Below are 26,684 nucleotides of genomic sequence, written 5' to 3' on the forward strand. Positions count from 1 at the left end.
CGGCCTTTTCCGACGAGGGGTTACTCGATCCCGCTCAGCCCGGCACTGACCGGCTCGTAATAGTCGGTCTTCAGGCTCTCGCCGATGGCGCCGACCGTGCCGACGATCGCAAGCACGATGATCCCGGCGATCAAGCTGTATCCGATCACCGTCGATCCCTGTTCGTCTGCCCAGAAGGCCTTGAACGTTTCGCGGAGCCGGCACGATTTGGTGGATGCGGGATCATGCGACATGGAAACTTATTTTCTTCCGGCCCATGCCGCCGCCGATCCTAGAGAAGATCGAGAAGGTGCGGAATGAGCGGTTCGTCTGCTGGCGGCATCGGATAATCCCTCAAGGCCGTCGGCCGCACCCATTTGAGCGCCTGACCTTCACCTCCCTGAACGATTCCTTGCCACCGTCTGCAAACGTAAAGTGGCATCAGGAGGTGAAAATCGTCGTAAGCGTGACTGGCGAAGGTCAGCGGCGCGAGGCACTCTTTCTTAACCGTGATCACCAGCTCTTCAGACAGTTCCCGGATCAGAGAATCCTCCGGCCGCTCGCCCGGCTCCACCTTGCCACCGGGGAATTCCCACATTCCCGCGAGCGCCTTTCCCTCCGACCTTTGAGTAATGAGAATCCGGCCGTCGACATCGATGAGAGCGCAGGCAACAACAAGCAGTAAATCAGGCATGTCAGGCATGTTCCATGGTGAGACGCGAAAGGAACCGGCGATTAACGATAACGAATCTCTATTTATTGGGCTCGCTCATACGAGCGGTCGCATCCAGAAATAGTGATAGGAATAGAGCGGCTTGAAGCCGAATCGACTGTAGAGCGCCTTGGCCGGAACGTTGTCGGCCACGACCTGCGACCACGCTTTCTTCGCGCCGCTCCGCCCGCCATGGGCAAGCGCGGCAGTCACGAGTTTCGCCGCCAATCCGCGCCGCCGCCGCTCAGGCGCGGTCGCCACGTCGAAGATCCCGACAAGCCCCCCCGTCGCATACCGCGAGAAGCATTACCTGCGGATCTCCGTCCTCACCGCGCAAGGAAAGGGCCAGCAACTCCGCCGGCACCTTTTCAAGCGAAGCACGGAGGGTTGCGAGAGCCCCGGGTGTCACCTTGTCCGCCCCCGTCCCGCCGACGGCAGCAAAATCGCGCAACCATTCTCCGCGCGGCAAACGGACGATCTCGTTCTCCGCCGAAGTATCGGGGACAGTTCCGTCGCCCGCAATCGCCACCGACCAGACCTCCGTCTGCGCATAACGCTGCCAGCCGCGGGCATCGATCAGATCGTCGAGCGCCTGCGGCACGAGCGGCGTCCAACGCAGATGCATCGGAATGTCCGCGTCAGCGAAGCGCACGACCGCCCGCTCCAGCCGAGCCTCGACATCCCTGTCGTCGGCCGGGTCGTAGATATTGAGCGAATTGACCCGGCGCACGGGATTGCCCAGCGACAGCCACGTCAGCCAGGCCCCGTCGAAATGCAGCATCAGGCTCGGAAAGGCCGTGAGATTGGCCTGTTCGAGAAGGAAGATGTCGCTCAGATCCTCGGGCCGCTCGCGCCGAATCGGATCATCAAGCAGCTCAGCTTCGGTAGTCTCCATTGATTTCGACATATTCTTTCGTGAGATCGCAGGTCCACACCGTCGCCGCGCCTTGGCCGAGGCCGATATCGGCGCGGATCACGATCTTGTCCCGTTCCATGACGGCAGCGGCCGCTTCCTCGCTGTAGTCGGGATCGCGTTCACCGTCGACGGCAACGCGCACCTCGGCGAACCAGATGGCGAGCCGGTCGCGATCGGCGGGCTCGCCGGCCTTGCCGACGGCCATCACGACCCGGCCCCAGTTCGCGTCCTCGCCCGCGACCGCCGTCTTGACTAACGGCGAATTGGCGATGGAAAGCGCGATGCGCTTGGCCGAAGCCTCGCTCTCCGCCCCCGTCACGCGAACCTCGACGAATTTGCGCGCGCCCTCGCCGTCGCGCACGACCTGATGCGCAAGATCCCGCATCAGACCGGCGAATGCGACACGGAACGCGTTCATCCGCGGATCCGTCAACGCCTCGATTGCAGGCGCGCCCTTGGCCGCCGCTTTCCGGGTGGAAAAGGCCAGAACCGTGTCGGACGTGGAGGTGTCGCTGTCGACCGTCACCGAGTTGAACGAACCGCCGACGCCCTCGTTCAGAAGATCCTGCAGTACATGGACGGCAATCGGTGCGTCGGTGACGATGAAGGAGAGCATGGTCGCCATGTCGGGCGCGATCATGCCCGCGCCCTTGGCGATACCGTTGATGGTGACGGTCGTGCCGCCCAGATCGACCGTGCGCGTGGCGACCTTCGCATAGGTGTCCGTGGTCATGATCGCCTTGGCCGCCTCGATCCACGGCCCGGAAGCAACGCGCGCAACAAGATCGCCGATGACCGGAGCGAATTTCTCCGCCGGGAGCGGCTCACCGATCACGCCGGTAGAGGCGAGGAAGATTTCGGACGGCTTGCACCCGACCGCCTTTGCGACGATTTCGGAGGATAGTTCCACCGCGGCCCGCCCCTTCTTGCCGGTGAAGGCGTTGGCATTGCCGGAATTGACCATCAGGGCCCGTGCCTTGCCCTGGGCAAGGTTGGCGCGGCACCAGTCCACCGGCGCCGACGGGCAGCGCGAGCGGGTAAAGATGCCGGCGACCTCCGTCGCCTCATCGAACAACATCAGCAGGACGTCGGTGCGCCCCTGATACTTGATGCCGGCCTCGACGGTGGCAAATCGCACGCCGTCGACCTCGGGCATCTCGGGAACAGTCTTGGGAGCAAGCGGAGAGATGGCGGTCGACATGGGATCCTCGTTCAAAACAGGGCGGAAAAGCCCCCGCTCCGTTTTAGCGGGGGCCGTTCAGCGCGCAAGCCCCCTTGTTGCTTGACCCACCGCCTGTGACGGCGAAGGTCGCGGGACCAGGTCACCGACATTGCCCCTTTTTCGAGGGGCGCATAATGGTTCGAGGCGCCCTGAAAACGAAGAAGCCGGGCACAAGGCCCGGCTTCCTACACTTAAATTTTCTATAAGGCATTCTATTAAGGCGGCTTATTTGTCCGCCTTCTCCGGAGCGGCACCGTTCGCGTCGGCCTTGTTGGCATCCTGGGCGGCCTTTGCATCTTCATCCAGGATCTTGATGTCGGCCTTTGCCTTCAGCCCATCCACCACCTCATTGTATTTGGTGCGAATGGCCTCGGCGCGAAGCTGGTTCTTGACCGCATCGAATGTCGGCGCGGGCTGATCGCGGACATCTTCGACCTTGATCACATGCCAGCCGAACCGCGTCTGGACCGGCTCCTTGGAATAGGTGCCCGGCTTCATGGCAAAAGCGGCGTCGGCGAACTTTGCCACCATGCGATCCTTGGTGAAGTAGCCGAGGTCACCGCCGGACTGCGCGGACGGGCCGGTCGACGTCTCCTTGGCGAGCTCGGCGAAGTCCTTGCCCGCATCCAGTTCCTTGATGACCGCCTTCGCCTCGTCTTCCGTTTTCAACAGAATGTGACGAGCGTGAATTTCCTTGGGGCCCTGAAAATCGCCGGACTGCTTGTCGTAGAGCTTTTTCAGCGTCGCCTCGTCCGGCTCGAGGGAGTTGCCATCGTTGAAATAGGAATCGCGCAGCGTGCGCAGGCGGACATATTCGAGATGCCGCTTGACCTCGGGATCGTTTTCCCGGCCGGCGTCGATCGAGGCCTTCGCCAGAACACGCATGTCCACGAGCACGCCGATCAGCAGATTGCGGCGCAGCTCCTCCGGCACCTGAGCCAGATCCTGCGCATAATTGTCCTGGGCGATGGCGAGATCAGCTTCTGTAATTTTCGCCCCGTCGACGGTGGCGATCACCTTGTCGCCGTCCTCCGCCGCATGGAGCGGCGCGGCGGCAAAAAGCGCGATCATGCAACCGGTGATAAGCGGACGCATCGCGGCAGCCTTCGGTGTCTGGAACATGTAAGCATCCTGTTTGTAGGTGTTGAGTACGAATCCGCTCTCAAGCGGTCCGCAGGACTTAAGCGGCAGTTATGCCGAACGGAGCGACGTTGACAACCTTTCAGGCCCCTCTTATCTGTCGGTCGGCCGGGCCGTAACCGGGCGCAATCCCCGTCCGGACGGTTACTCCCCCGCCAGAGCGCGGAAAGGCCGTTCGATCGAAACCGCATTGACGTCACGCTGGAGCCGCATGATTGCGACTTGGCACGGCTTTGCCAAAGGAAGGACCATCATGGTCGGCCTCGGTGCTATCGCCCGCAAAATCTTCGGATCCGCGAACAACCGAAAAGTAGAAACATATCGCGGCAAGGTTGAGGCGATCAATGCGCTCGAGCCGGAAGTCGCAGCCCTTTCCGACGAGGAATTGAGGGCGCGCACAGCCGAGTTCAAGAAACAGATCGCGGACGGTGCCTCGCTGGACGACATTCTCCCGGCCACCTTCGCGACCGTGCGGGAAGCGGCCAAGCGCGTGCTCGGTCAACGCCATTTCGACGTCCAGCTCATCGGCGGCATGGTTCTTCACGACGGCGATATCGCCGAGATGAAGACCGGTGAAGGCAAGACGCTAGTGGCGACGCTCGCCACCTACCTCAACGCGCTTGACGGCAAGGGCGTTCACGTCGTCACCGTCAACGACTACCTGGCCAGCCGCGATGCGGGCTGGATGGGCCGCGTATACAGGTTCCTCGGCCTGAGCGTCGGCGTCATCGTCCACGGCCTCGACGATGCCCAGCGCCACGCCGCCTATGCCTGCGACATCACATACGGCACGAACAACGAGTTCGGTTTCGACTATCTGCGCGACAACATGAAGTATGAGCGCAACTCGATGGTCCAGCGCGGCCACCACTTTGCCATCGTCGACGAGGTCGATTCGATCCTCATCGACGAAGCGCGTACGCCGCTGATCATTTCCGGCCCGCTCGAAGACCGCTCCGATTTCTACAACACCATCGACACCTTCGTGCCGCACCTGATCGAAGAAGACTACGAAATCGACGAGAAGCAGCGCACGGCGAACTTCACCGAAGAGGGCAACGAAAAGCTGGAGCATCTGCTCGGCGAGGCGGGTCTTCTGAAGGGCGAGAGCCTTTATGACGTAGAAAACGTCTCCGTCGTGCATCACCTGCAGCAGGCGTTGAAGGCGCACAAGCTGTTCCAGCGCGACAAGGACTACATCGTCAGGAACGGCGAAGTCGTCATCATTGACGAATTCACTGGCCGCATGATGCCGGGACGGCGCTATTCCGAAGGCCTGCATCAGGCGCTGGAGGCGAAGGAACACGTCACCATCCAGCCCGAGAACCAGACGCTCGCCTCCATCACGTTCCAGAACTATTTCCGCATGTACGACAAGCTTGCGGGCATGACCGGTACGGCGGCGACGGAAGCGGATGAATTCGCCGACATCTACGAGCTGGAAGTGGTCGAGATCCCGACCAACCTGCCGGTGCGCCGCATCGACGATGACGACGAGGTCTATCGGACGGCTTCGGAGAAATACAAGGCGATCGTCGATCTGATCGGCGAGTGCAAGGACCGCGGCCAGCCTGTGCTCGTCGGCACCACGTCGATCGAGAAGTCGGAACTGATCGCCGACATCCTCAAGAAGAGCGGCTATCGCCAGGCCGACGTCAGCGATCCGCACGCCTTCCGCGCGCTCTATGACGGCGATCAGAAGACGAAGCAGGAGCGTGTCTTCGCAGTCCTGAACGCCCGCTACCACGAGCAGGAAGCGGCCATCATCTCTCAGGCCGGTGTCCACGGTGCCATCACGATCGCTACCGACATGGCCGGTCGCGGTACCGACATCCAGCTCGGCGGCAACGCCGACATGCGCATCCAACTCGAACTGGGCGACATGGAGGAAGGTCCCGAGCGTGACGCGAAGATCGCCGCCATCAACGACGATATTGAGCGACTGAAGCAGGTGGCGCTCGATGCCGGCGGCCTTTACGTGGTCGCCACCGAACGCCATGAGAGCCGCCGCATCGACAATCAGCTGCGCGGCCGTTCCGGCCGTCAGGGCGATCCGGGTCACACCCGCTTCTTCCTGTCGCTGGAAGACGACCTGATGCGCATCTTCGGTTCCGACCGCATGGATTCGATGCTGAAGCGTCTGGGCCTCAAGGAGGGCGAGGCGATCGTCCATCCCTGGATCAACAAGGCTCTGGAAAAGGCGCAGCAGAAGGTCGAGGCACGCAACTTCGACGCCCGCAAGAATATTCTCAAGTACGACGACGTGATGAACGACCAGCGCAAGGTCGTCTTCGATCAACGTCTGGAACTGATGGACGGCGAGGACCTTGCCGAGACCATCGCCTACATGCGCGAGGAAGTCATCGAGGACATGGTCTCCCGCTATATCCCCGAGAAGGCCTATCCCGAGCAGTGGGATATGGAAGGCCTTCTGCAGGAGGTGCACGGCGTCCTCAACATGGATCTGCTGGTCAAGGACTGGGCGGAAGAGGAAAGCATCGCCGATGAAGAGGTGCGCGAGCGCTTGAGGCGGGCAGCAGCCGAAACCATGGCGCGCAAGGTTGGCCAGTACGGCCCGGGCATCATGCGTCAGATTGAAAAGGCCGTGCTGCTGCAGACCCTCGACCAGCTCTGGCGCGAACATCTGGCCACACTCGACCACCTGCGCTCGGTCATCGGCTTCCGCGGCTACGCCCAGCGCGACCCGCTGCAGGAATACAAGACCGAGGCCTTCACGCTGTTTGAGGCCATGCTCGGCAACCTGCGCCAGATCGTGACCGCCCAGCTGATGCGGGTGGGATTGGTTCAACAGGAAGCGCCCGAAATGCCGAACGATGAGGACCTGCCGGAAATGCAGGTGACCCACGGCGACCCGGCGGATGACGGCGACGCCTATGCGGCCACCGAGGGCAACGTGGCTCTGGCTCCGCGCCCGGCCCGCACTCAGCCCACCGAGCGCGATCCGAACGATCCCTCGACCTGGGGCAAGGTCGGCCGCAACGAGCTGTGCCCCTGCGGCTCCGGCAAGAAATACAAGCACTGCCACGGAGCACTGTAGAGAGTCGAAACCGGTGCAGAAACAAGACAAAACGGCAAGTATGACTGTGCTAACATCGAAATTTGATATACAAAATCATAATTTATCCACCAACTGAAGTTAAGAAATACAGTTGGCGTATAAATCATGAGAAGAGAAAGTAATCGTTTTCTCCGTACGTTCATAAAAATTTGAAAACATGTAAAAGAAAAATAAAAAGTGTATGGGCTGACGCAAACACTCTAGGCCTAATCGGAGATAAGTTAAAAGAGCTGTTTCCTGGCAGAAAGCTGCGTGGCCTTTGCCATGGCAGCAGGAACGGGTTCGAACAGAATTTTCTCACCGAAAAATTCGGATTTAATACGATCGGTACAGATATCTCCGATACGGCCTCCCAATTCTCAAACAGTGTCCAGTGGGATTTCCACAACCGAGAAGAAGAGTGGGTCGGCCAGTTTGACTTCGTTTACACAAACTCGCACGATCAAATCTGGAATCCAAAACAAGCTTTTGCGACGTGATTGGAGCAAATCAAAGACGATGGCGTCTTGATTATCGAGCACACGTCAGTTCATGGACCAGAGCACGCTTCGGAAATGGATCCTTTCGGAGTGCGACCTGTTGCATTTCCTTATCTCATGTGCGAATGGTTCGGCTCCAACATCTCCATCTATTTCTTCAAAACAAACAAACGGGACAAAAAGAATATCGAGGCCCACATATTCTTTATTAGAAAGAAGGCGTAGACTGCCTCTATCACGCCTCCGAAATGGAATCAGGGCTCCCTTCCGCTTTCAAAGGTGTTCCGTGTCTATTTCGATCCACTCAAAAATCTCCGCGTAGAGCCCCCTGGCACCGCGAAACTTGTCGGAGCGCGGCAGATCGATCAGCACGATCTCGCCTTCGTCCCACAACTCCGCATCGATATCCTCCTCGCGTCCGACAAAGACGAAGCGCGGATCCCGATAGACTGCCCGGGCAGCCGTGCGAATTCATCCCGTCGCATTTGCGTCAGGCGGAAATCGCTCCAATCGAGCCGCGTGTTGTCTTCGATTTCCTGACGCAGGTTGGGCTGAAGGTTCGACCACAACAGCCAGACCGGCCCATCGACCGCGCACATGTTCTCCCCCAGATACGCCATCTTCCGCGTGAACCGCTCGAAATCCTCCGCCTCGCGGTCAAGCACCGCGGCTGCATCCTCGTGCCAGTGATAGAAGCCCTCGAAATGACGGTTCCGCATGTGATCGCCGTCCATCTCGAAATCGGATCGGTCGAAAAAGAGATCGGCCAGCGCGCCCCGTGAAGCGGCTTCCAGGATCTCGACGCTCGTGCGCGGCGTCGCAATGGTCCACTGAAACGGCAACCCACTGCAACGTTCCTTGCCGAAATAAAACTCGATCTGAAACTGATTGATGCAACTGCATCCGATCGGGATGATGGCCTTGTCGTCCAGGCGGATCATGGCGGCCTCCATGCGCGACGTCTCTCCGTCGCGCGAACCGCACCATCATCAGCCACTCGACCGTTCCCGACCATACGCGGAAACCATAGGTCGCGCATGTCATGTGACAAGCGCCGCAAACCGGTCTAAGCAACCACAAGATACACGCGGCGCGGCCGTACAGTGCGAAACCTTGTCGATCAAAGAGACCATGTCCGATCCCAGTCTTCCCTATATGGCGCGCAGCAAGACCAACAGATCCACAGATCCGCTGGTCAGCCTGATCGTGCCCGTCTTCAACGAGGAAGAAGTCATCGGCCATTTTCTGGACGTCGTGACGAAGGTCATGCGTGAGGGCAACATCGCGCACAAATTCGTCTTCGTCGATGACGGCAGCAGCGATACCACCGCCGCTCTCCTGAGCGAACGGCTGGAAGCGGGGCTCCCCGGACATCTCATCGGCCTGTCGCGCAATTTCGGCAAGGAAGCCGCACTGACCGCGGGTCTCGACCATGCTCACGGCGATGTCGCCGTCGTGCTCGATGCCGACCTTCAGGATCCGCCGGAGCTCATTCCGCAGATGATCGAGGGCTGGCGCGCGGGCTATGATGTCGTCTACGGCCTGCGCGTGGACCGCACCAGCGACAGCCCGCTCAAGCGCGGCTCGGCCTCCGCCTTCTACAAGCTCTTCAACCGACTCTCCAATATCGATCTGCCGCACAATGCCGGAGACTTCCGCCTCATCGACCGCACCGTGATCGAGGCGCTGAAAGAGCTGCCGGAACGCAACCGCTTCATGAAGGGGCTCTTCGCCTGGGTCGGCTTTTCCGCCATGGCGCTCCCCTACGAGCGCCCGGCACGTGCCGCGGGCACGACCAAATGGAATTACTGGAAGCTGTGGAATTTCGCCCTTGACGGGCTGACCGGCTTTTCCACTGTGCCCTTGCGCGTGTGGAGCTATTGCGGTGCGGGTGTCGCCGCCCTTGCCTTCGCCTATGCGTTGTTCCTCGTGCTGCGCACGCTTTTCTTCGGCATCGACATGCCCGGCTACGCCTCCACCATGACGGCGATCCTGTTCTTCTCCGGCATCCAGCTGCTGTCGATCGGGATTGTCGGGGAATATGTCGCCCGGCTCTTCAACGAAACCAAGAAGCGGCCGATCTATATGGTGCGCGACGTGATTTCTGACCCGGAAAGACCGCGTGAGAGCGCCGAACAATCTCGTGAAAGCGATGACTGAGCGCTCGCCCTGGTCTGGACGCGCCGTCAGCGAGATCCTGGCGGCCTCGCGTTTCGGCATCGTCGGACTTGCCGCGACCGGTGTTCATGCGGGCGTCGCGCTGGCGCTTGCCATACCCGACATCCTGCCGCCGCTTCTGGCCAACACGGTCGCCTTTCTGACCGCTTTCATCGTTTCGTTTGCCGGCCATCACACCTTTGGAGCTTTCCGCAAGCCCCGCAATCGGCGCGGAAATGGCATGCGCGCCTGCCGCGCTTCTTTCTCGTCGCCCTTCTGGGCTTTGCGATCAATTCCGGCGCGCTTGCAAGCTGGCTTGCCCTGACCGACTGGCCTGAATCCGTCGGTATCGTGATCGCCATCTTCGTCGTGCCCGTTGTCACCTTTCTCGGCTCACGATTGTGGGCCTTTGCCGACATCCGCACAAGTTCCAGGCGCGATCGCGATCACGACTGCGTGTAATTGCTCTTGTAGAACCGGGACCGCAGCCCGATCTTATGCGGACTTTATCGTCGTCTGTCGCAGTTTTGAGCACAGACCGAAGCTTCGGCCCGATTTGGCCCAGGCGCACCCCGAGCGGACCAATTCGCCGACCGGAACGATCTCATGTCCCACGACGCTCTCATCACTTCGCTGGAAGACTGGCTTGTCGACCAGGCACTCGGCTCACCGCGCATCGTCCAGATGTTTCGCGACGTGTGCGAACGCTCTATTCCATCGGCGTTCCCGTGGTCCGTTCCATGCTCTCCTGGCCCACGCTCCACCCTCTGATTGAGGTGGAAGCAGCCAAATGGAACCGCGGACAGAATGTGGTGCTGGAACAGTTCGCTCACCGTGATCAGAAATCCGATGAATGGAACCACAGCCCCTTCAAGCATCTGGTCGACTCGGGGTCCGACGTGCTGCGCCGCCGTCTTGCGGGCAATCAGGCCGTCATCAACTTTCCGCTCCTCCAGGACATGGCGACCAGAGACTACACCGACTATCTGGCCATGATCACCCGCTTCGATGCGGCCACCGCGCCGACGACGCCGAAGAAGGCGGGCATCATCATCAGTTGGGCGTCCGACCGGGCGGGCGGCTTCACCAACAGCGACATCCAGGCCCTGCGGCGTATCCAGCGTGGCTTTGCCGTCGCGTGCCGCACGGCCATTAAGGCGAGCATCGCCACCAACATCACTGAAACCTATCTCGGCAAACAGGCGGGACGCGAAGTGCTGGCGGGCAATATCTGGCGTGGCGACGGCGCGACCACGAACGCCGTGATCCTCTATTCCGACCTTCGCAAGTTCTCCACCCTCGCCGAAACCCTGCCCGGCGATGAATATCTGACGCTCCTCAACGACTATTTCGACGACACCGCCGGAAGTGCCATCGAGGAGGGAGGCGAGGTTCTGGATTTCATCGGAGATGCCGTGCTGGCGATCTTCCCGCTGGCCGGGGATGAAGACAACGCATCCGCCGCCCGCCCAGCGAGCAGGGCCGTCAGCAAGGCGATCGAACGGCGCTACGAGATCAATGCAGATCGCCGCAAGAAGGGCCTCGACGAAATCACCTTCGGATTGTCGGCCTCTCTGGGCGAAGTGATGTTCGGAAATACCGGCGTGCCCTCACGCCTGTCCTTCTCGATCGTCGGTCCGGCGGTCAATGCCGCAGCGCGCATCGAGACGCTGACGAAAGATCTGAACGCCACGGATGCCGTGGCCCGCTTCTGTCCCGATAGCTGGGAGAGCATCGGCCTGCACCGGCTGAAGGGCATAGGACGGCCGGTGGAACTCTATCGCTGGCGCGAAGATGAAGTAACGCGCGCCGCCGTCGCCTGATAGCCGCGCGCGAATGTCGTTTGCCGGAGAGGGGACGTGAACCGGTTGGCCCCGTCCGCCAACTTCGATCAGTGAACGACGACCGGCGAGCCGACCTTGACGCGCTGGTAGAGGTCGATCACGTCCTCGTTGAACATGCGGATGCAGCCCGACGACACCTGCCGTCCGATGCTCCAGTTCTCGTTTGTGCCGTGGATGCGATAGATCGTGTTGCCGAGATAGAGCGCGCGGGCTCCCAGAGGATTGTCTTCGCCGCCCGGCATGTAGGCCGGGATCTTGCGACCGGCCTTGGCCTCGCGCACACGCATCTCCGCCGGCGGCGTCCAGCCCGGCCACTTGGCCTTGCGGGTGACCTTCTCGCGGCCTTCCCAGGTGAAGCCTTCGCGCCCGACGCCGATGCCGTAGCGCATCGCGCGGCCATGCGGCAGAACGTAGGTCAGCGTGCGGTTGTCGGTGTCGACGATGATCGTCCCCGGCTCTTCGCCGCCCGAATACCGCACCTCACGGCGTCGGTACTTGCGCTTGGCAATCTTCGCCGCCGCATCGCGCGAGACATAATACTTCACCCAGGTCTTTGAGACCGGATCGAACACCCGCTCCTGAGCCTGCGCGGGCATCAGGAAGGGAAAGAATATCGCCGCGATGGCGGCAAAGAGAAACAGCGTACGGCGCATTCAAGCCACTCCGTTCAGCCGAACGTTGGTCGGGGGAAACATGCCGGCGCACGGCCATCAGCCGGAATCAGCATGTGATAAGCGAAATCGGACAAAAAGCGCGCTGCCCCGCCGAATCGCTCAATGCCAAAGATAATAATAGGCAATCGCCCAAATGTATGTGATCAGCGGTACACAGTTTCCGGCAATTTCGATACTGGTGCCGCAAGGAATGCGGTATCCACGCACCCAAACCGTTGCCGACCTCGCGGTTTCGGGGTTTGATGCCGCCCGGCTACATGGAATCCCGTAGCGGAATCTTTAGCCTTATCGACCTTGCACAGACATAACCGGAGACATTCATGACCGACGATGCCCGCCTGCTGCCCGTTTGCAAATCCGGGTCCGACAAGACGGGACCACCCGTCGTGCTGCTGCACGGTTTCGGCGGCGACGCGTCAAGCTGGCTCAACATCCAGACGGCACTTGCCCGCCACGTCTGTTCTCTGGCCATCGACCTGCCCGGCCACGGGCAGGCAATCAACTGGCCGCAAATCGGCCATGCCGGACTGTCCGCCAAGGCGATCACCGCCACGCTCGATGGACTGTCGCTCGACCGGATCCATCTGGTCGGCCACTCGATGGGCGGAGCGATTGCCACGCTGATCGCCCTGCGCTCGCCGGAGCGGATCGCCAGCCTGACGCTCCTTGCCCCCGGCGGTTTCGGCGAAGAGATCAACCACCGTCTGCTGCGTCGATACGCATCCGCACGCAACGAGGAAGACATCCAGATTCTGCTGGAACAGTTCTTCGGTTGGGAAAGCTCCCTGCCGCGCAAACTGGCCCCCCATATCGCCGAAGGACGGAAAACGCCCGGCGCAATCGAGGCGCTGGAAACGATCGTCGACGCGATCATCGACGGAGAGCGCCAGAAAACGCTTCCCCGCGACAAGCTGGGCGATCTGCCGTGCCCAGTGAAGATGGTGTGGGGCACGCAGGATCGCGTTCTGCCGACCCGTCAGGCCCACCGCCTGCCCGGCACCGTCGCAGCCCATGTATTCGAGCGTGTCGGCCACATGCTGCAGCATGAGATCCCACGTGAAGTGAACCATCTGATCCTGGAGAACGTGCGCGCGGGCACCTACTGACCCGAAGGCCCCGGCCTCCCCACCTGACAAGGCAGGCATAAAGCGTCCCTTTCCGACTTTTCCGCCAAACGTGCGACAGCCCGCTCACCTCCTCGCGGCTGAACGCATACGCACGCCTTGTGAAACTCCCCAGGCGGTCCCGAGGACAATTTCTTCGCATTTCCCAGACACCGCGAACGTGTCGATCAGCGACAAATCCGCCCGCAATTTAAAATGCCGTTTACTTCCGGTTCGATTTCTTTACTAGATATTCTTACCCATAGTTGCCGCTGAGACATCCGCCGAGATTCCAGCATTCCGCACGGATCCGGAACTATAAATCTCACGGCCAGGGCTCCGTCGGCTCGCAAATCGACAGCAACAACCGGACACTGAAGATGGCTTTCAATAAGTTGTCGCTGGGACAGGCCAGTTCTCTCCCCCGCGATTACATTCGGAAAGATGACATGTTTATCTTCGCTCCGTCACAGAAAATTGCTTCAATCCTCGCGGCAACGACGTTTCTCACCCTGATCGGCATATCGAATACGGCCTGGACCTTCGATAATACCGTCTCCGGCGATGTCATCCTTTACAGCGACGATCCAATCTTCCAATTGGCCATCAACTCCGGAACCATTACCGCAAGCGTCAGCGGCATGGGAACCGGCATCGTGGTCTATCCCACGGGAACGGCGACAGGCCCGCTCGACGTGACCCTCGACATCCTGTCCGCGGGCGGCACGACGGATCTCTATCGGAGCGACGATCCCGCTGTTGCCGTCTCCTCCACGATCGCCGACACGGACTTTACGGTGAATATCGAGAACGGTGTCTCGATCCTCAGCGACCACAACTTCGGCGCGGTCTGAGTGCGGAACAACGTGTCCGGCGATATCGCCATCAATTCCGCAGCCAGCGTGACGGCAACGGAAACGGATCAGTTCGGCATATCCGCCACATCGAACGGCGGCACGGTGCAGATCACGAACAGTGGAAAAGTCTCGTCGGCAATGTCGATCGGCCTTTATTCGGACGGCACCGGCGATGCCAGCGATCCCGACGGCACCATCGTTTCCCAGATAACCAACAGCGGCTCCGTCGATTCCTACGCCGCCGGCGCGCGTACCATCGCCTATACCGGCGACGCAAAGATCATCAACACATCGAGCGGTTATTACGTCGAATCGACGAGCCGCCAGGGCCTCGTGGCATGGTCGTCTGCCGGCAACGTCATTATCGAAAACGCCGGCGAGGTCATCGCCCACGACGATCACACGATCCAGGCAATGACGCAAACGGGCGACGTCACCGTCACCAACAGCGGCACGCTGACCAGCGAGGACGACACGAGCCTCACCGATGGTGGCACGGGCCACACCGACATTGCCGCGACGATCAATGTGTCCGGCGACGTGAGCGCCACCAACGAAACAGGCGTCACGATTACGGCGCTGGCTGCAACCGGCATCGGCATCGATGCGGAAACGCCGTCAGGCACCATCGACGTCACCAATGACGGCGAGGTGACGAGCACCAGTTCCGCGATCTTGGCCTCCGACACCACCATTCTGATCACCAATACCGGAAAGCTGACGACCACGGCTGATGCCGCAGCTGCCGTCAACATCACCTCCGGATCTGCAACCGTCACCAACAGCGGCACAATCGAAAGCACGGGAACGGACGGGATCGCCATCCGCTTCGCCTCGGGCTCCAATATACTTGTGCTGGAATCTAGTTCCACGATCACCGACACCGTGCTCGGCGACGGCGACGACACGCTGCGTCTCGACACCGGTTCCACCGCCTTCGATATCTCGCTCATCGGCACGACCAGCCAGTACCAGGGGTTCTCGACCCTCGATGTCGCGGCAGGGGACGAAACCGATCTGACCGGGATCACCGATGCCACGTTGACTGCGATCACCGTGGAAGGTACGCTGGCCTTCTCTGGTGCCGAAGCGGCCTCCGCGCAAGTGTGCGTGCTGTCCGGCGTCATTTTCGACGGCTCCGGCACGGTCTACAGCCTGACGGTCGCAAACGGCACCAGCCTCTCAAACGGCCTCGGCACGCTCTCGGTCGTCTCCGATGCGACCCTCGCCACCGGTTCGACCTACGACGTCAGCGTCAGCAGTGACGGCAGTTCCGGGAGTTTGTCCGCGACAGGCACGGTGACCATCGAGAGCGGCGCGATCCTCTCCGTTTCCTCCGCTGTGCTGGGCGATGACGGATCGGGATACAGCCTGGCGACGCTCTACATGATCATCAGCGCCGATACGAGCATGACCGGAACGTTCTCGACCGTCACGGACGATTTCGCCTTCCTCGACGCCTCGGTGAGCTATACCTCGACCACCGTCGATCTGACGATGCAGCGCAACAACCTGAGCTTCGCCTCCCAGGCCAAGACCTGGAAGCAGGCCTCGACGGCCGCCGCGATCGAGGAACTCGGCAGCTCCAATCCCCGTCTATCAGGCCTACCTGACATCAACGACCTCCATTGCCGCGAAGGTCGCCAAGCAGCTTTCCGGCGAGTTGCACGCATCGGCCACCGGCGTCCTGTTGATGGATGCCCAGGTGCCGATAAGCGCCATCGGCAGCCGTATCCGCTCCGCATTCGGCAGTGTCGGATCGAACGCGCAGCAGGTCGTGGCCTTCCACGGCGACAACGAACCGGACCTTGCCCCGGCAACGACGTCCGCCCCGGCGTTCTGGATGTCGACCTTCGGCACGTGGGGCCATTTCGACGGCGACGCCAACGCCACATCGCTGGACCGTCGTGCGGGCGGCGCCTTCATCGGTTTCGACGGCCCGCTTCCCGCCGACTGGCGCGCGGGCGTGCTGCTCGGCTACGGCCATTCCAGCTACGACAGCAACGGACGGGCCTCGTAGGGCTCCTCCGACCGACAGCTATCATGCAGGTGTCTATGCAGGAACCGCATTACGGCCCGATCGGCATGCGTATCGCCGGTGCTTACACACTGCACAGGATCGACACGGAGCGCCGCGTCGTCGTCGGAACCCTCGATCAGACCCTGACCTCGGATTATGACGGCTCGATGATCCAGGCCTCGGCAGAACTCGGCTACGAGATCGTTCTGGACAAGACGCGGCTGGAGCCGTTCGCCGGTCTGAGCTTCGCCCATCAGCATACGGACAGCTTCCAGGAAAGCGGCGGCTCGGCAGCGCTTTCCGGAGACGATGCGGATTTCGATACGACCTCCAGCATCCTTGGCCTGCGCGCGGACGCAAAGCTCTTCTCCATCGGCGAACTGGAAATCAGTGGCCGGGGATCTCTGGGCTGGCGCCATGCCTACGGCAACGTTTCGCCGGAGACATCAGTCCGCTTTGCCGGGGGCAATTCATTTGCCGTTTCCGGGCTTCCGATCGCCCGCGATACCGCCGTGGTCGAGGCAGGGCTCGGCATCGCCTTTACCGGCGGCGCCAGCCTCTCGCTCGACTATTCCGGCGACATTGCCGACAACGCCCAGGATCACGATTTCAGCGGCACGCTGCGCATTCGCTTCTGAACCGGCGGAACTGCCCGTCAGGCGGCCGGCAGAAGATCCTCGCGCCAGGCCTCTCCGAGCGAACGGCGCGCCATCATGTGCGAGCGCGGGTGAGCGACGGAATCGACCGCGAGCAGGCGATCATCGCGCAAGTACGCGATGTCGAACGACCCACCGGCGGGATCGCCCACCTGCTTTGTCTCCTCGTGCATCTAGGAAAGCCCGGCGATCTGCAGCTTGACCTCGTACTGATCGGACCAGAACCACGGCACGGGATCGTAGGTGACTTCTTCGCCCATGATCGCCTTCGCCGCCGCCTTAGCCTGATCGACAGCGTTCTGCACACTCTCAAGACGGATCGTGAGGCCATACCGGGCGGCGGGAAAACGCGTGCAGTCAGCAGCAGCGAAAATGGCCGGATCGGATGTGCGGCAGGAGGCATCAACGGGAATTCCGTCCTCCACCGCAAGCCCGACTGCCTGCGCAAGCTCCGTGTTTGGCACGGCCCCGACCGCCACCAGCACCAGATCGCATTCGATGCGCTCGCCGGAGGTCAATTGAACGGCTTCCACTTCGCCATCGCCTTCGACGACGGCGGCGGATACTCCGAACCGCAGCACCACGCCGCGAGAGGTATGCAGGGTCGCGTAGAACTGTGAAAGCGCCGGCGCCACGACGCGGTTCAACACCCGAGCCTGCCTTTCCAGCACCATCACCTCGTGCCCGAGCCCGCGCGCCACGGCCGCGACCTCAAGCCCGATATAGCCGCCGCCAACAATGACGATGCAGCGTGGAACTTCCAGAAGCGGGCGCAGGTGGTCCACGTCGGCAAGGGTTCTGAGCGGCAGAAAGCCTGGCAGATCGAACCCCGGCAGGCCCAGCATGCGCGGCCGGGTACCGGTGGCCAGCAGCAGGCTGTCGTACCCATACGAGGTCCCGTCGGCACACTGGATCCGCGCGCCTTCCCGGTCGATTTCCGACACCGACGTGCCGAACTTGGCACGACATCGCAACCGGAATTCCACATGGGGTTACGAAATGGCGGAACGAAGGCGCAAGGTAATTCGTCGAGGCGCGTTCGGACAAGGTCCGTCGTCCGTCGGGTGGCCCATCCTTCGAGACAGCGCTCACGCGCCTCCTCAGGATGACGTTGTGTATGTTGAGCGCATCTTCAAAACCATCCCCTCAATGACGTCATCCTGAGGAGGGCCGACAGGCCCGTCTCGAAGGATGGGCCACTCAACAAAACCCGGCGCCACCTCGCAAACGACCTCAAAGCGCGCGCATGTTGGTGAGGAAGCCCTTCATCTCGTCTTCCACGCGGGAGGCTTCCTCCAGCATGATCGCAGCAAGCCGGTCGACCGCCGCGCTCATCTGAGCGGTCTGGCCGCGCGCCTTGGTGATCACGGCAATCGCCTCTTCCCCATCAGCCCCGAGACCGACCGCCGCCTCCAGACGCGCTGTCAGCGCCGCAACCTGCTCCTCCTGAGTGCTCACGGTCTCTCGGACATCGCTCGCCACGCCGTCGACCGTGTCGATCACGCCCGCCACCTTCGAGAATGCCGAAACAGCGTCATCGCTTGCCGCCCGGATCGCGCCGACCTCCGCCTCGATATCCTCCGTTGCCCGCGCCGTTTGCACGACAAGCTGCTTCACCTCTTGTGCAAAGACCGCAAAGCCCTTGCCCGCGGCACCCGCCCGTACAGCCTCGATCGTCGCATTGAGCGCCAGCAGATTGGTGCGCTCCGCAACGGCGCGGATTGCCTCCAGCATGCCCTTGATGCGCTGCGTCGATCCGGAAAGCCGCGTCATGACGCCGTCGCCGCCATCCGAACGACCGCGCGCTTACAGAACCGCCTCATCAGCGCGCTCCGCCAGAGCTCCGATGGAACGAAGCGACCCGGCAAACTCATCGCGCTGGGTCTGAGCTGCGGCCAAAGCTTCGATCACGGCCCGGTGATTGTCTCCGCTCCAGTCCGCCGCCGCCCCCAGAATGTTCTTCGACATGACCGCAACGGCCTCCACCGCCTCGTTTACCGCGCCGGCGGCCATCTTGAGGCTAGTGAGCGCCACCGAGACCGTTTCCTCCAGATGCACCGCCATATCCTGAATGCGCGTATTGCGCCTGGTCCATTCCTCGCCCACCTTGCGAACTTCCTCCAACGCGGCAGCCTGCTGTGCCTGCACATCCACGTCTTCGTCAACTTCGCTCTCAGGCTCGGAAGGTTGCGCCTCTGTGGCGGAAGAGACTTGCGAGCTCGGGATCACGTCATCCTGCGCGCACAGGGCAAGTCCGACGGCCAGCAAAACGCCCGGCGTAACGAGATGGCGGACCTGCCGGATACTCCCCGCATCCACCTGCTCCACGCTGCCTGAGGACCGCAAGGCCTCCAGCCGCCCGGACACATCCCCGACCAGAAGATCGATACCCCGCTCCGCGCTTGATGACGCCTGACTGCGGCGCAGGACCGCCTCCACATAGGCAACAAAGGCATCGCATTAGGAGGAAAGAAGACCAGCAAGCTGCGCCTCGGTCTTTGCCGGGATGCGGGCGGCGCGCAGCGTCTCGAAGAGAAGGTCCAGTTCGCCCTTATAGCTCGAAGGATCGACCGCCCCCGCACTTACCAGAAAGACCGTCTCGACCCGACGGGCCTTCTCGAAGTCAGCCGCAAGTTTCTTGAGTGCCGCGGGCGCCTTTCGCGCCGACGCACTTTCCTCGAGGGTTCGGGAGAGCACATCGCCCGCGCCCTTCAGCCGTCCGAGCAAGCCGCTCGTCAGGTCCGGACCGATGACTTTCTGGGTCGAGCGCACCGTTTCCAGAAGATTGTGCAGCCGGTCGAGTTCGGCGATGATCTCCGTGGTTCCCTGTCCGCCGACACCGAGCTTCTGAAGCCGGGCACGCAGGCGCCACTCCGCCTCGCTTACGGGGCCGATCGGCTCGTGCGCGGGCGCCGCGAGATAGGTTCGCGCCGCCTGCCGGAAGTCGCGAACGGAAATCAATGTGTCGGTCAGATCCAGCCGAGCGGCATCGAGGGCGCGGGCTGCCGCAGCACGATCAACCTGCGCCACATGAGCCGTCCACATGGCCAGACCGACAAAGACGATCCCCAGACACAGGAGCGCAAGCCGAAAGACGGATCGCCCGCTTGCGTGCGCACTCCCTCGAGCCTCGATCACCGATTGTCCGGATAGTCCCGCCATGCTCCTCCGCCAACGTAGCGTCCGCAAGAGGTGCGGAAATCTCCCGCACCCGGTTGCGCCCCAGCTCCCCCGTTGCTGCAAGTCTCCTTTTTCGCTCGTTATGCTTGATAATTCGTTTCGATCACCGGTCGCATCTCTCCTTGTCACGACCTTGAGTTCCGTTAAGGCACCGCCGCACCCTTGGAGGGCCCGCCGATTTCCTGCGACTGCGCCTGCGCCGATCGTCGGGTTTTCACAGTTCAATTGCCCGGATGCCTCGGAATGGATGCCGGCTCGGCGTCCGCACCTCTCGGATCGTTTCATGTCCCTGCTTCTCAGCGCCGTACCGGCGATTTTCGTGCTGCTGTGGTCGATCGGTTTCATCGGATCGCGGATGGGCGCGCCCTATGCCGATCCGCTGACCTTTCTCGTCCTGCGCTACGCACTTGCTCTCGCCATCCTCGCCGTTTCCATGCTGCTCATCCGCCCGACGCGCCATCTGACCATGCGCGAGCGAGGCCATGCGGCAATCGTTGGCGTGCTCATTCACAGCGTCTATCTGGGATCGGTTTTCTGGTCTATCGACAACGGCCTGCCCGCGGGCGTCGCCGCCCTCATCGCCGGACTGCAACTGCTCGTTACCGCCATGTTCGCCTAGGTCGTTCTGAGAGAGTGCATCGACGGCCGCTACTGGATCGATCTGGATGCGGGGCTCCTCGGCGTCGGTCTGCTGATCGCACCGAAGGCTGGTCTTTCAACGCAAGGCATCCAACCGGAAACCGTCGGCGTGTGCCTGATGGCCGTTCTCGGCATTTCGTTCGGCACGATCTACCATAAGCGCTTTGCCCAGCACATCGAGATGCGCGGCGTCATCTTCTACCAGTATACTCAGTGCCTTCCTCTTCACCGTCGTCGTCGCCGCACTGACCGAAGAAGGCCACGTGGAATGGACGGGGGAATTCGTCTTTGCGCTGTTCTGGCTGATCTTCGTGCTGTCGCTGGGCGCGATCTCGCTGTTGATGCTGCTCATCCGCAAGGGCGAGCTCTCCCGCGTGGCCGACCTCTTCTATCTCGTGCCCGCGGCAACGGCGACGGAGAAGAGCTGAGAAGGGCTCTAGGCCATCGAAGAATTCGACAGGCCATCTTTCTGATACCATTCACCGTCATTGCCCGGCGAAGTCCGGACAATCCAGCAACATCGGCATATGCGGAAAGAAATGGATCCCCCCGGACAAAGCCGGGGGATGACGGCCGAGAGAACCTTACCCCCTCAGGCCGCGCACACACCTTCCAGGAAGGTCTCGACCTCGCACCGGATCGTCTCCACCTGGGTGCTCAGGCGTTGGGAGAGTTCCTCCACGCCGTGTCCCTGCCTGCGCGCATGTTCGCTGGCGTTCCCCACGCCGCCCATCGCATCGGCTCCTTCCTGGGAGCGTGCCGAGGCGCCATCGATATTGTGCGAAATGGCCGCCACCGATGCGCTCTGCTCCTCCACCGAAGCCGCAACCGTCTCCGCAATCGCGTTCATGTCTTCGATGATCTGGCGGATATCGGCGATGGAGATGGAGGCATCCGACGAAATCGACTGGATGGAATCGACCTGCTGGGCGATCTCCTCCGTTGCCTTGGAGGTCTGGTTGGACAGTTCCTTCACTTCCGCCGCCACGACCGCAAAGCCCTTCCCGGCTTCACCCGCACGCGCTGCCTCGATGGTAGCATTGAGCGCAAGAAGGTTGGTCTGTTCCGCAATGTCGCGGATCAGGTGCATCACCTCGCCGATCCGATCGGCGATCTGCGCGAGTGTCGCCATGGTCTCCGACGTCTCTTCGGCCCCGGAAAGCGCCCGACGCGCGATCTCGCGCGATTTCCGGGCCTGTCCCGTAATTTCTCCGATGGAGGTTGCCATCTCGCGTGCAGCGGTCGCGGCCGAACCCACATTCTCGGTTACCACCCCGACGCATTCACCTATCCGGCGCGCTTCGCCGGATACGTTGTTGGACGCCTCTTCCACGGCCTGGGCTGCGCCGCGCATTTTCATCGACGCGCTGTTGAGCTGATCGAGCACGCCCACAACCGTCGTCTCGGAGGAGGAAATCAGATTGGAAATCCGCGAGCCGCGTTCATTGCGTGCCTCCGCTTCCTGCATCTGTTCCGCCCGCAGCCGTTCCCGCTCAAGCGCATTGTCGCGAAACACCACCAGCGTGCGCGCCATTGCGGCCATTTCGTCCCGCCCGCGCGTGCTCGGGATGTCGACGTCGTTCCCGCCATCGGCCAGACGTTCCATGACCCGCCGAAACCCGACGAGCTGGCCCGTGATGGAAGACGCGATGATGAGCCCCAGCAATGTCGCGACCACGATGGCGCCACCGATCATCACTGTCATCAGAACCAACGTGGAGTTGCGGACCCCGCGAAGGGTGGTGGTCGCCGTCGCGCGTCCCTCCGCCGCCACCGTCTTCAGCGCTTCCAGTCGCAGCGGCGGCAGCGAGAACAGGGTCTCCATCAGTTCGATCGTCTTGATCTGCTCGCTGACAAGACCGGCATAGGAATCGAAAGCCGCGCGGTAGACCTCCAGATCGACGGTCACCTCGCTGCGCACCTCCTCGGGAATCTTCGCCCGTTTCAACCAGCGCGCAAAACGGCTGTAGGAGACTTCGAAGGCGCCTTCCGAAATGTCCGATGGGCTCAGCAGAAACGCCTTCTCGTCGCGTGAGACCTGGATGATGGCGCGCGAGAGCTTGTCGAAGGCATCACCGCCCCCGAAGCGCGCTTCCTTCACCAACCGGCGCTCGATCTTGTCGGAGAGGGAAGAGAGTGTGCCCTGCAGGCCGGTTTCCTGATCAAAGCCGATACCGGTCTGCACCTCGTGCAGCTTTTCGAACGTACCGTGAATGCCGTCCAGCGTATCGAGCACATCGGCCAGGTGTTCCTGATAGGGCCCGGCAACCGGCATGCGCTCGATCTCCGAGCCGGCCGAACGCACTTTTTTCCAGCCCGAAGATGGTCTCCATTGCGGTATCCGAAGGCTTGCGCAGATATCCCTGTTCGGCGTCGTGCAGGCTTTGCGCGGCAACCGCCATGTCGCGAACCCGCGTGGCAAGCTGGGTATAGGCGGCTTCATTCGCACTCGCCCGCTCGACCTGCGACTGCCCCACCAATAGATACCCGCCACACCCAGAAGGCTCACGGCCGAAATCACGACAAGACTGAAAACCCGCGCCTTGAGCGACAGGTTGGAGAGAAAACCGGCCTTCCGCCTTTGAAAAAAATCGCATCGCACGTATCCCAGTCCGACAAACAGGTCGACGCAGCTTCAGTCGGGCGCCTTTTGCGCGAAATGCCCGATGACAAGCGTCCGAATTGATCTGCACAATAGTCAGGAGTGGTTTACGAAGCAATAAGCGGATTTCTCAAGCCATTGATTCAATGAATCTATTTTATACGCAACACTACCTGTCCGCACAGGTTTCGCAAGAAGATCCGAAAAATCAAATGGATGACTGACACCCCGGCGCAGGATCTCAGCGTTACAAACGGCGATTTTAGGCAGGCGAGGCGGGTTTGATTGTCAAAATTGTCCAGTTAATAGGCAGGAGACGATGGAAACTTGTGCGCATCCGGGGCGTATTTTGCATTGCGGCATGAGGAAGGCGACGCCGGACGCGACGTTCCCTGCACACCCTTCGGCAAAGCCCCCTCCCTTCCTTAGACGGACTCGACAAGAACATTGTTTGCAGCGCAACATAACGCACGGGAAAAGCAATCAATACGAACAATCAGTTTGGGGGATTCAAAATGACACTTGCTGCGCCTTCGGCGTCCGGAACCGTTCCGGGTTTCACCGATCTCGCAGGCCCGGCCATCGCTTCGGTCGATGCACTCGTGGCGCAGGCCGCGCTCTCCATCCGCGGGCGCGTCGCCGTCGACGGCCGCATCGATGCCGTCCGGATGGATCAGGAACAGCGCGCCACGCATGGACTGGCCTGGCTGGCGACTTATGCCGAAGCGCTCCGGCAGGTGGGCGACTACGCCGTCCGCATGAGCGAGGCTGGGCATTATAGGCGGATCGAGGATCAACTCGCCCGGCTGGCCTTCGGCGAATATCTGGCGCAGATTTTCGGCGGCATTCCCATGAGCCAGGGGGAAATCGTCCGCCTCTCCGATATGGGCATCAACGCCGAGACGATCGCGCACGCGCGCTCGCCGGAAGTCGAGACGCTGATTGCCACCGGCAACACGCCTGAGACGCGCGACCATCTGGTCGAGCTGATGTTCAGGGCTTCGCCACCGTGGGCGATGCCGGTCTTGAGGACACCTACGAGCAGATCTGCAACGAGATGCGCTGCTTCGGCGAGGCGGAGGTCGTGCCCCATGCCCATGAGCGACACCTCGCCAACGACTATATTCCGCTCGACGTCATCTCCCACATGGCCGAACTCGGCGTTTTCGGGCTGACCATCCCCGAGGAATATGACGGGCTAGGGCCCGGCAAGGAATCCATGTGCGTGGTCTTCGAAGAGCTGTCGCGCGCCTATATTGGTGTCGGCTCGCTTGGCACGCGCTCGGAAATCGCCGCAGAGCTGATCCTGTGCGGCGGCACGGACGAGCAGAAGGAAAAGTGGCTGCCGCTGATCGCGTCGGGTGAAGTGCTACCGACCGCCGTCTTCACCGAACCCAATACCGACTCCGATCTTGCGTCCCTAAAGACCCGCGCGATCAAGGAAGGCGACGTGTGGAAGGTCTACGGCAACAAGACCTGGATCACCCATCCGGTGCGCGCCGACCTGATGACCCTGCTTGCCCGCACCAACCCGGACGAGCCCGGATACCGGAGATTGTCCATGTTCCTGGCGGAGAAGCCGCGCGGCGACGATGCCGAACCCTTCCCTGCGGAAGGGATGACCGGCGGCAAGATCGAGGTCATCGGCTATCGCGGCATGAAGGAATACGAGATCGCCTTCGACGGCTTCGAAGTGAAGGGCGAAAACCTTCTGGGCGGGGTCGAGGGTCAGGACTTCAAGCAGCTCATGCAGACCTTCGAGGGCGCCCGGATTCAGACGGCGGCCCGCGCCATCGGCGTGGCTCAGTCTGCCCTGAAACTCGGCCTTCGCTATGCGCAGGAACGCATCCAGTTCACCCGTCCGCTGATCAAGTTCCCGCGTGTCTCCGACAAGCTGGCCATGATGGCGGCGGAAATCCTCATTGCCCGCCAGCTCACCTACCATTCGGCCCGTGAAAAGGACGAGGGACGACGCTGCGATCTGGAGGCGGGGATGGCCAAACTGCTTGCCGCCCGCGTCGCATGGGCAGTTGCCGACAACGCAGTGCAAATTTACGGCGGCAATGGCTTTGCTAAGGAATATCCGATCAGCCGCGTGCTCTGCGATGCCCGCATCTTGAACATTTTCGAAGGTGCGGCCGAGATTCAAGCGCAGGTCATCGCTCGGCGAGTGCTCGAAACAACTGCGACATAAATTCCCCTGGGGCACTCCGACAATCTCGGCAACGAATGTCATGGCGGCGTTTCGAAATGCCGCCAAGACCATCGTATTTATGAATTTTTTCTAACCGGCCTCGCGAAAATAAATGAGTCCTCACGAGAATTTTTACGAAATGAAATCGTGCGAACCGCGCGAAGGCCTTGACTTATCCGCAATCTGGCTTTACGTCGCCTAAACCAGTTATTTCGCTCTTCTATGATACTGCCTGTCCGACAAAGGTAGCAGTTTCGAGACGATATCGATAACTGCGTTAAGCCGCTGCAATGTCGCAATGCGGTCAATTATGAGATGATGGAGACAGGTAGATGGCTACCGGCACCGTGAAATTCTTTAACACCACCAAGGGCTACGGCTTCATTTCGCCCGATGCTGGCGGCAAGGACGTTTTCGTCCACATTTCCGCGGTGGAACGCGCGGGCATGAACGGCCTGGCCGAGAACCAGAAGGTCGAGTACGAGCTCGAGACCGGCCGTGATGGTCGCACCTCGGCCGGCTCCCTGCGCACGATCGACTGATCTCGCTGCAAGGCACACGAGTTTCGAAGCCCGTCGGGTCCGCCCGGCGGGCTTTTTCGTATCCGGAATTGTGGGATTCCGAATGTCCCGACAAAATATCGGAACGTAGAAATGGTTCGGTTCGGCACCGCGCCCGCCTTCTCCGCCGCTCATCCGGCGACGGCCGTGCAGGCCTTCAGTCGAGCGCGACGAGCGGCTCGTCCTTGGTGCGGCGGATGGTGAGCGAGGTACGCACGCTGTCCACGTTCGGCGCCGCCGTCAGATCAGAAATGATGAAATTCTGAAAGGTCTGAAGATCGGGCGCCACGCATTTCAGCAGGAAGTCGATCTCGCCCGACAGCATGTAGGCTTCGCGGACCAGCGGCCAGTTGCGCGTCGCCGCCTCAAACGCCTGCAGATCGCTTTCCGCCTGGCTGTGCAGGCTGATCATGGCGAAGGCAATGACATCCAGCCCGAGCTGCTTTTCGTCGACCAGCGTCCGGTAGCCGCGAATGATTTCGGCCTCTTCCAGAGCCCGCATGCGACGCAGGCATGGGGGAGCCGAAATACCGACCCTGCGTGCCAACTCCACATTGGTCATGCGACCGTCTACCTGGAGCTCCTTCAGAATCTTCCAGTCGATCGCATCAAGTCGTGCCTTCACGCTCAAACCCCCGATTGCCTCATTGGCCCCGACATGGCAGGACACG

General features: G+C 61.4%; 23 protein-coding genes and 3 pseudogenes. 12 read left to right on the forward strand and 14 right to left on the reverse strand.

Features of this window, described 5'->3' with window-relative positions; translation table 11 throughout:
* Positions 1 to 20: 20 nt before the first annotated feature.
* From QNJ43_RS19050 to QNJ43_RS19075, 6 genes are all read right to left on the reverse strand, one after another.
* Positions 21 to 233, reverse strand: coding sequence for a Flp family type IVb pilin (locus QNJ43_RS19050; protein WP_300472109.1), 213 nt, complete (start codon positions 231 to 233; stop codon positions 21 to 23).
* A gap of 38 nt (positions 234 to 271) precedes the next feature.
* On the reverse strand, positions 272 to 682 hold the full coding sequence (locus QNJ43_RS19055; protein WP_300472110.1) for a (deoxy)nucleoside triphosphate pyrophosphohydrolase: 411 nt from the start codon (positions 680 to 682) through the stop codon (positions 272 to 274).
* A 66-nt stretch (positions 683 to 748) separates the two neighbouring features.
* A complete protein-coding gene (locus QNJ43_RS19060; protein WP_300472111.1) occupies positions 749 to 952 on the reverse strand; it encodes a GNAT family N-acetyltransferase in 204 nt (67 codons plus the stop codon).
* Positions 936 to 1,586: a hypothetical protein gene (locus tag QNJ43_RS19065; protein ID WP_300472112.1), complete on the reverse strand. Its 651-nt coding sequence runs from the start codon at positions 1,584 to 1,586 to the stop codon at positions 936 to 938. Before QNJ43_RS19065 ends, QNJ43_RS19060 begins: the two co-directional genes overlap by 17 nt.
* Positions 1,567 to 2,808: a bifunctional glutamate N-acetyltransferase/amino-acid acetyltransferase ArgJ gene (gene argJ, locus QNJ43_RS19070; RefSeq protein WP_300472113.1), complete on the reverse strand. Its 1,242-nt coding sequence runs from the start codon at positions 2,806 to 2,808 to the stop codon at positions 1,567 to 1,569. The genes QNJ43_RS19065 and argJ overlap by 20 nt, the downstream gene beginning before the upstream one ends.
* A gap of 246 nt (positions 2,809 to 3,054) precedes the next feature.
* Complete coding sequence (locus QNJ43_RS19075; RefSeq protein WP_300472114.1) at positions 3,055 to 3,951, reverse strand: peptidylprolyl isomerase; 897 nt, start codon at positions 3,949 to 3,951, stop codon at positions 3,055 to 3,057.
* A 271-nt stretch (positions 3,952 to 4,222) separates the two neighbouring features.
* On the opposite strand from QNJ43_RS19075, the gene secA reads away from it, so the two are divergent.
* Positions 4,223 to 7,027: a preprotein translocase subunit SecA gene (gene secA / locus QNJ43_RS19080; RefSeq protein ID WP_300472176.1), complete on the forward strand. Its 2,805-nt coding sequence runs from the start codon at positions 4,223 to 4,225 to the stop codon at positions 7,025 to 7,027.
* An 865-nt stretch (positions 7,028 to 7,892) separates the two neighbouring features.
* Here secA and QNJ43_RS19085 read toward each other — a convergent pair.
* Positions 7,893 to 8,480, reverse strand: a complete 588-nt coding sequence (locus QNJ43_RS19085) for a hypothetical protein (RefSeq protein WP_300472115.1) — start codon at positions 8,478 to 8,480, stop codon at positions 7,893 to 7,895.
* A 160-nt stretch (positions 8,481 to 8,640) separates the two neighbouring features.
* Between QNJ43_RS19085 and QNJ43_RS19090 the strand changes: the two genes are divergently transcribed.
* The 3 genes and pseudogenes from QNJ43_RS19090 (at position 8,641) to QNJ43_RS19100 (ending at position 11,507) form a co-directional block, all read left to right on the forward strand.
* Complete coding sequence (locus tag QNJ43_RS19090) at positions 8,641 to 9,687, forward strand: glycosyltransferase family 2 protein (RefSeq protein WP_300472116.1); 1,047 nt, start codon at positions 8,641 to 8,643, stop codon at positions 9,685 to 9,687.
* Positions 9,680 to 10,035: pseudogene (locus QNJ43_RS19095) on the forward strand (GtrA family protein); the annotation flags it as partial. The gene QNJ43_RS19090 and the pseudogene QNJ43_RS19095, both read left to right, overlap by 8 nt.
* Before the next feature lie 347 nt (positions 10,036 to 10,382).
* On the forward strand, positions 10,383 to 11,507 hold the full coding sequence (locus tag QNJ43_RS19100; RefSeq protein ID WP_300472117.1) for an adenylate/guanylate cyclase domain-containing protein: 1,125 nt from the start codon (positions 10,383 to 10,385) through the stop codon (positions 11,505 to 11,507).
* Positions 11,508 to 11,575: 68 nt separating this feature from the next.
* Here the strand turns inward: QNJ43_RS19100 and QNJ43_RS19105 are convergent, their stop codons facing one another.
* Complete coding sequence (locus QNJ43_RS19105; RefSeq protein ID WP_300472118.1) at positions 11,576 to 12,181, reverse strand: L,D-transpeptidase; 606 nt, start codon at positions 12,179 to 12,181, stop codon at positions 11,576 to 11,578.
* Positions 12,182 to 12,522: 341 nt separating this feature from the next.
* Between QNJ43_RS19105 and QNJ43_RS19110 the strand changes: the two genes are divergently transcribed.
* From QNJ43_RS19110 to QNJ43_RS19120, 3 genes are all read left to right on the forward strand, one after another.
* Positions 12,523 to 13,308 (forward strand): alpha/beta fold hydrolase, encoded by a 786-nt coding sequence (locus QNJ43_RS19110; RefSeq protein ID WP_300472119.1) that lies wholly within the window; start codon positions 12,523 to 12,525, stop codon positions 13,306 to 13,308.
* 446 nt (positions 13,309 to 13,754) lie between these two features.
* Positions 13,755 to 14,159, forward strand: a complete 405-nt coding sequence (locus QNJ43_RS19115) for a hypothetical protein (RefSeq protein WP_300472120.1) — start codon at positions 13,755 to 13,757, stop codon at positions 14,157 to 14,159.
* A complete protein-coding gene (locus tag QNJ43_RS19120; RefSeq protein WP_300472121.1) occupies positions 14,160 to 16,820 on the forward strand; it encodes an autotransporter domain-containing protein in 2,661 nt (886 codons plus the stop codon). It begins immediately after the preceding gene.
* A 17-nt stretch (positions 16,821 to 16,837) separates the two neighbouring features.
* Here the strand turns inward: QNJ43_RS19120 and QNJ43_RS19125 are convergent.
* From QNJ43_RS19125 to QNJ43_RS19140, 4 genes and pseudogenes are all read right to left on the reverse strand, one after another.
* Positions 16,838 to 17,824: pseudogene (locus QNJ43_RS19125) on the reverse strand (FAD-dependent oxidoreductase).
* A gap of 247 nt (positions 17,825 to 18,071) precedes the next feature.
* The gene (locus QNJ43_RS19130; RefSeq protein WP_300472122.1) at positions 18,072 to 18,611 is read right to left on the reverse strand and encodes a methyl-accepting chemotaxis protein; all 540 of its coding nucleotides are present in this window, start codon (positions 18,609 to 18,611) and stop codon (positions 18,072 to 18,074) included.
* Positions 18,612 to 18,644: 33 nt separating this feature from the next.
* Positions 18,645 to 19,277: a hypothetical protein gene (locus QNJ43_RS19135; RefSeq protein ID WP_300472123.1), complete on the reverse strand. Its 633-nt coding sequence runs from the start codon at positions 19,275 to 19,277 to the stop codon at positions 18,645 to 18,647.
* 21 nt (positions 19,278 to 19,298) lie between these two features.
* Entirely contained in the window at positions 19,299 to 20,000 is a 702-nt protein-coding gene (locus tag QNJ43_RS19140) for a hypothetical protein (protein WP_300472124.1), read from the reverse strand.
* Positions 20,001 to 20,301: 301 nt separating this feature from the next.
* Here QNJ43_RS19140 and QNJ43_RS19145 point away from each other — a divergent pair, with 301 nt between their 5' ends.
* On the forward strand, positions 20,302 to 20,637 hold the full coding sequence (locus QNJ43_RS19145; protein WP_300472125.1) for an EamA family transporter: 336 nt from the start codon (positions 20,302 to 20,304) through the stop codon (positions 20,635 to 20,637).
* 184 nt (positions 20,638 to 20,821) lie between these two features.
* Positions 20,822 to 21,085, forward strand: coding sequence for a hypothetical protein (locus tag QNJ43_RS19150; RefSeq protein WP_300472126.1), 264 nt, complete (start codon positions 20,822 to 20,824; stop codon positions 21,083 to 21,085).
* Positions 21,086 to 21,249: 164 nt separating this feature from the next.
* Here the strand turns inward: QNJ43_RS19150 and QNJ43_RS19155 are convergent, their stop codons facing one another.
* Positions 21,250 to 22,932 (reverse strand): methyl-accepting chemotaxis protein, encoded by a 1,683-nt coding sequence (locus tag QNJ43_RS19155; protein ID WP_300472127.1) that lies wholly within the window; start codon positions 22,930 to 22,932, stop codon positions 21,250 to 21,252.
* On the opposite strand from QNJ43_RS19155, the gene QNJ43_RS19160 reads away from it, so the two are divergent.
* The 3 genes and pseudogenes from QNJ43_RS19160 to QNJ43_RS19170 all read left to right on the forward strand — a co-directional run bounded on the left by QNJ43_RS19160 (position 22,931) and on the right by QNJ43_RS19170 (position 25,995).
* On the forward strand, positions 22,931 to 23,140 hold the full coding sequence (locus QNJ43_RS19160) for a hypothetical protein (protein WP_300472128.1): 210 nt from the start codon (positions 22,931 to 22,933) through the stop codon (positions 23,138 to 23,140). The genes QNJ43_RS19155 and QNJ43_RS19160 overlap by 2 nt on opposite strands.
* Positions 23,141 to 23,774: 634 nt before the next feature.
* A pseudogene (locus tag QNJ43_RS19165) lies at positions 23,775 to 25,453 on the forward strand (acyl-CoA dehydrogenase family protein).
* 332 nt (positions 25,454 to 25,785) lie between these two features.
* Complete coding sequence (locus QNJ43_RS19170; protein ID WP_300472129.1) at positions 25,786 to 25,995, forward strand: cold-shock protein; 210 nt, start codon at positions 25,786 to 25,788, stop codon at positions 25,993 to 25,995.
* 175 nt (positions 25,996 to 26,170) lie between these two features.
* Here QNJ43_RS19170 and QNJ43_RS19175 read toward each other — a convergent pair whose 3' ends face one another.
* Positions 26,171 to 26,638, reverse strand: a complete 468-nt coding sequence (locus QNJ43_RS19175) for an Lrp/AsnC family transcriptional regulator (protein ID WP_300472130.1) — start codon at positions 26,636 to 26,638, stop codon at positions 26,171 to 26,173.
* Positions 26,639 to 26,684 lie beyond the last annotated feature (46 nt).

Origin of the sequence: Breoghania sp. (assembly GCF_030066895.1) — a bacterium.
GTDB lineage: Bacteria > Pseudomonadota > Alphaproteobacteria > Rhizobiales > Stappiaceae > Breoghania.

Coding starts and splice junctions, on each gene's coding strand:
- QNJ43_RS19055 (WP_300472110.1), bottom strand. CDS start 682: ATGCCTGACATGCCTGATTTACTGCTTGTTGTTGCCTGCGCTCTCATC.
- QNJ43_RS19065 (WP_300472112.1), bottom strand. CDS start 1,586: ATGGAGACTACCGAAGCTGAGCTGCTTGATGATCCGATTCGGCGCGAG.
- QNJ43_RS19145 (WP_300472125.1), top strand. CDS start 20,302: ATGTCCCTGCTTCTCAGCGCCGTACCGGCGATTTTCGTGCTGCTGTGG.
- QNJ43_RS19170 (WP_300472129.1), top strand. CDS start 25,786: ATGGCTACCGGCACCGTGAAATTCTTTAACACCACCAAGGGCTACGGC.
- QNJ43_RS19075 (WP_300472114.1), bottom strand. CDS start 3,951: ATGTTCCAGACACCGAAGGCTGCCGCGATGCGTCCGCTTATCACCGGT.
- QNJ43_RS19085 (WP_300472115.1), bottom strand. CDS start 8,480: ATGGAGGCCGCCATGATCCGCCTGGACGACAAGGCCATCATCCCGATC.
- QNJ43_RS19140 (WP_300472124.1), bottom strand. CDS start 20,000: ATGGCGGGACTATCCGGACAATCGGTGATCGAGGCTCGAGGGAGTGCG.
- QNJ43_RS19155 (WP_300472127.1), bottom strand. CDS start 22,932: ATGCCGGTTGCCGGGCCCTATCAGGAACACCTGGCCGATGTGCTCGAT.
- QNJ43_RS19130 (WP_300472122.1), bottom strand. CDS start 18,611: ATGACGCGGCTTTCCGGATCGACGCAGCGCATCAAGGGCATGCTGGAG.
- QNJ43_RS19105 (WP_300472118.1), bottom strand. CDS start 12,181: ATGCGCCGTACGCTGTTTCTCTTTGCCGCCATCGCGGCGATATTCTTT.
- QNJ43_RS19115 (WP_300472120.1), top strand. CDS start 13,755: ATGTTTATCTTCGCTCCGTCACAGAAAATTGCTTCAATCCTCGCGGCA.
- argJ (WP_300472113.1), bottom strand. CDS start 2,808: ATGTCGACCGCCATCTCTCCGCTTGCTCCCAAGACTGTTCCCGAGATG.
- QNJ43_RS19110 (WP_300472119.1), top strand. CDS start 12,523: ATGACCGACGATGCCCGCCTGCTGCCCGTTTGCAAATCCGGGTCCGAC.
- QNJ43_RS19050 (WP_300472109.1), bottom strand. CDS start 233: ATGTCGCATGATCCCGCATCCACCAAATCGTGCCGGCTCCGCGAAACG.
- QNJ43_RS19160 (WP_300472128.1), top strand. CDS start 22,931: ATGCGCTCGATCTCCGAGCCGGCCGAACGCACTTTTTTCCAGCCCGAA.
- secA (WP_300472176.1), top strand. CDS start 4,223: ATGGTCGGCCTCGGTGCTATCGCCCGCAAAATCTTCGGATCCGCGAAC.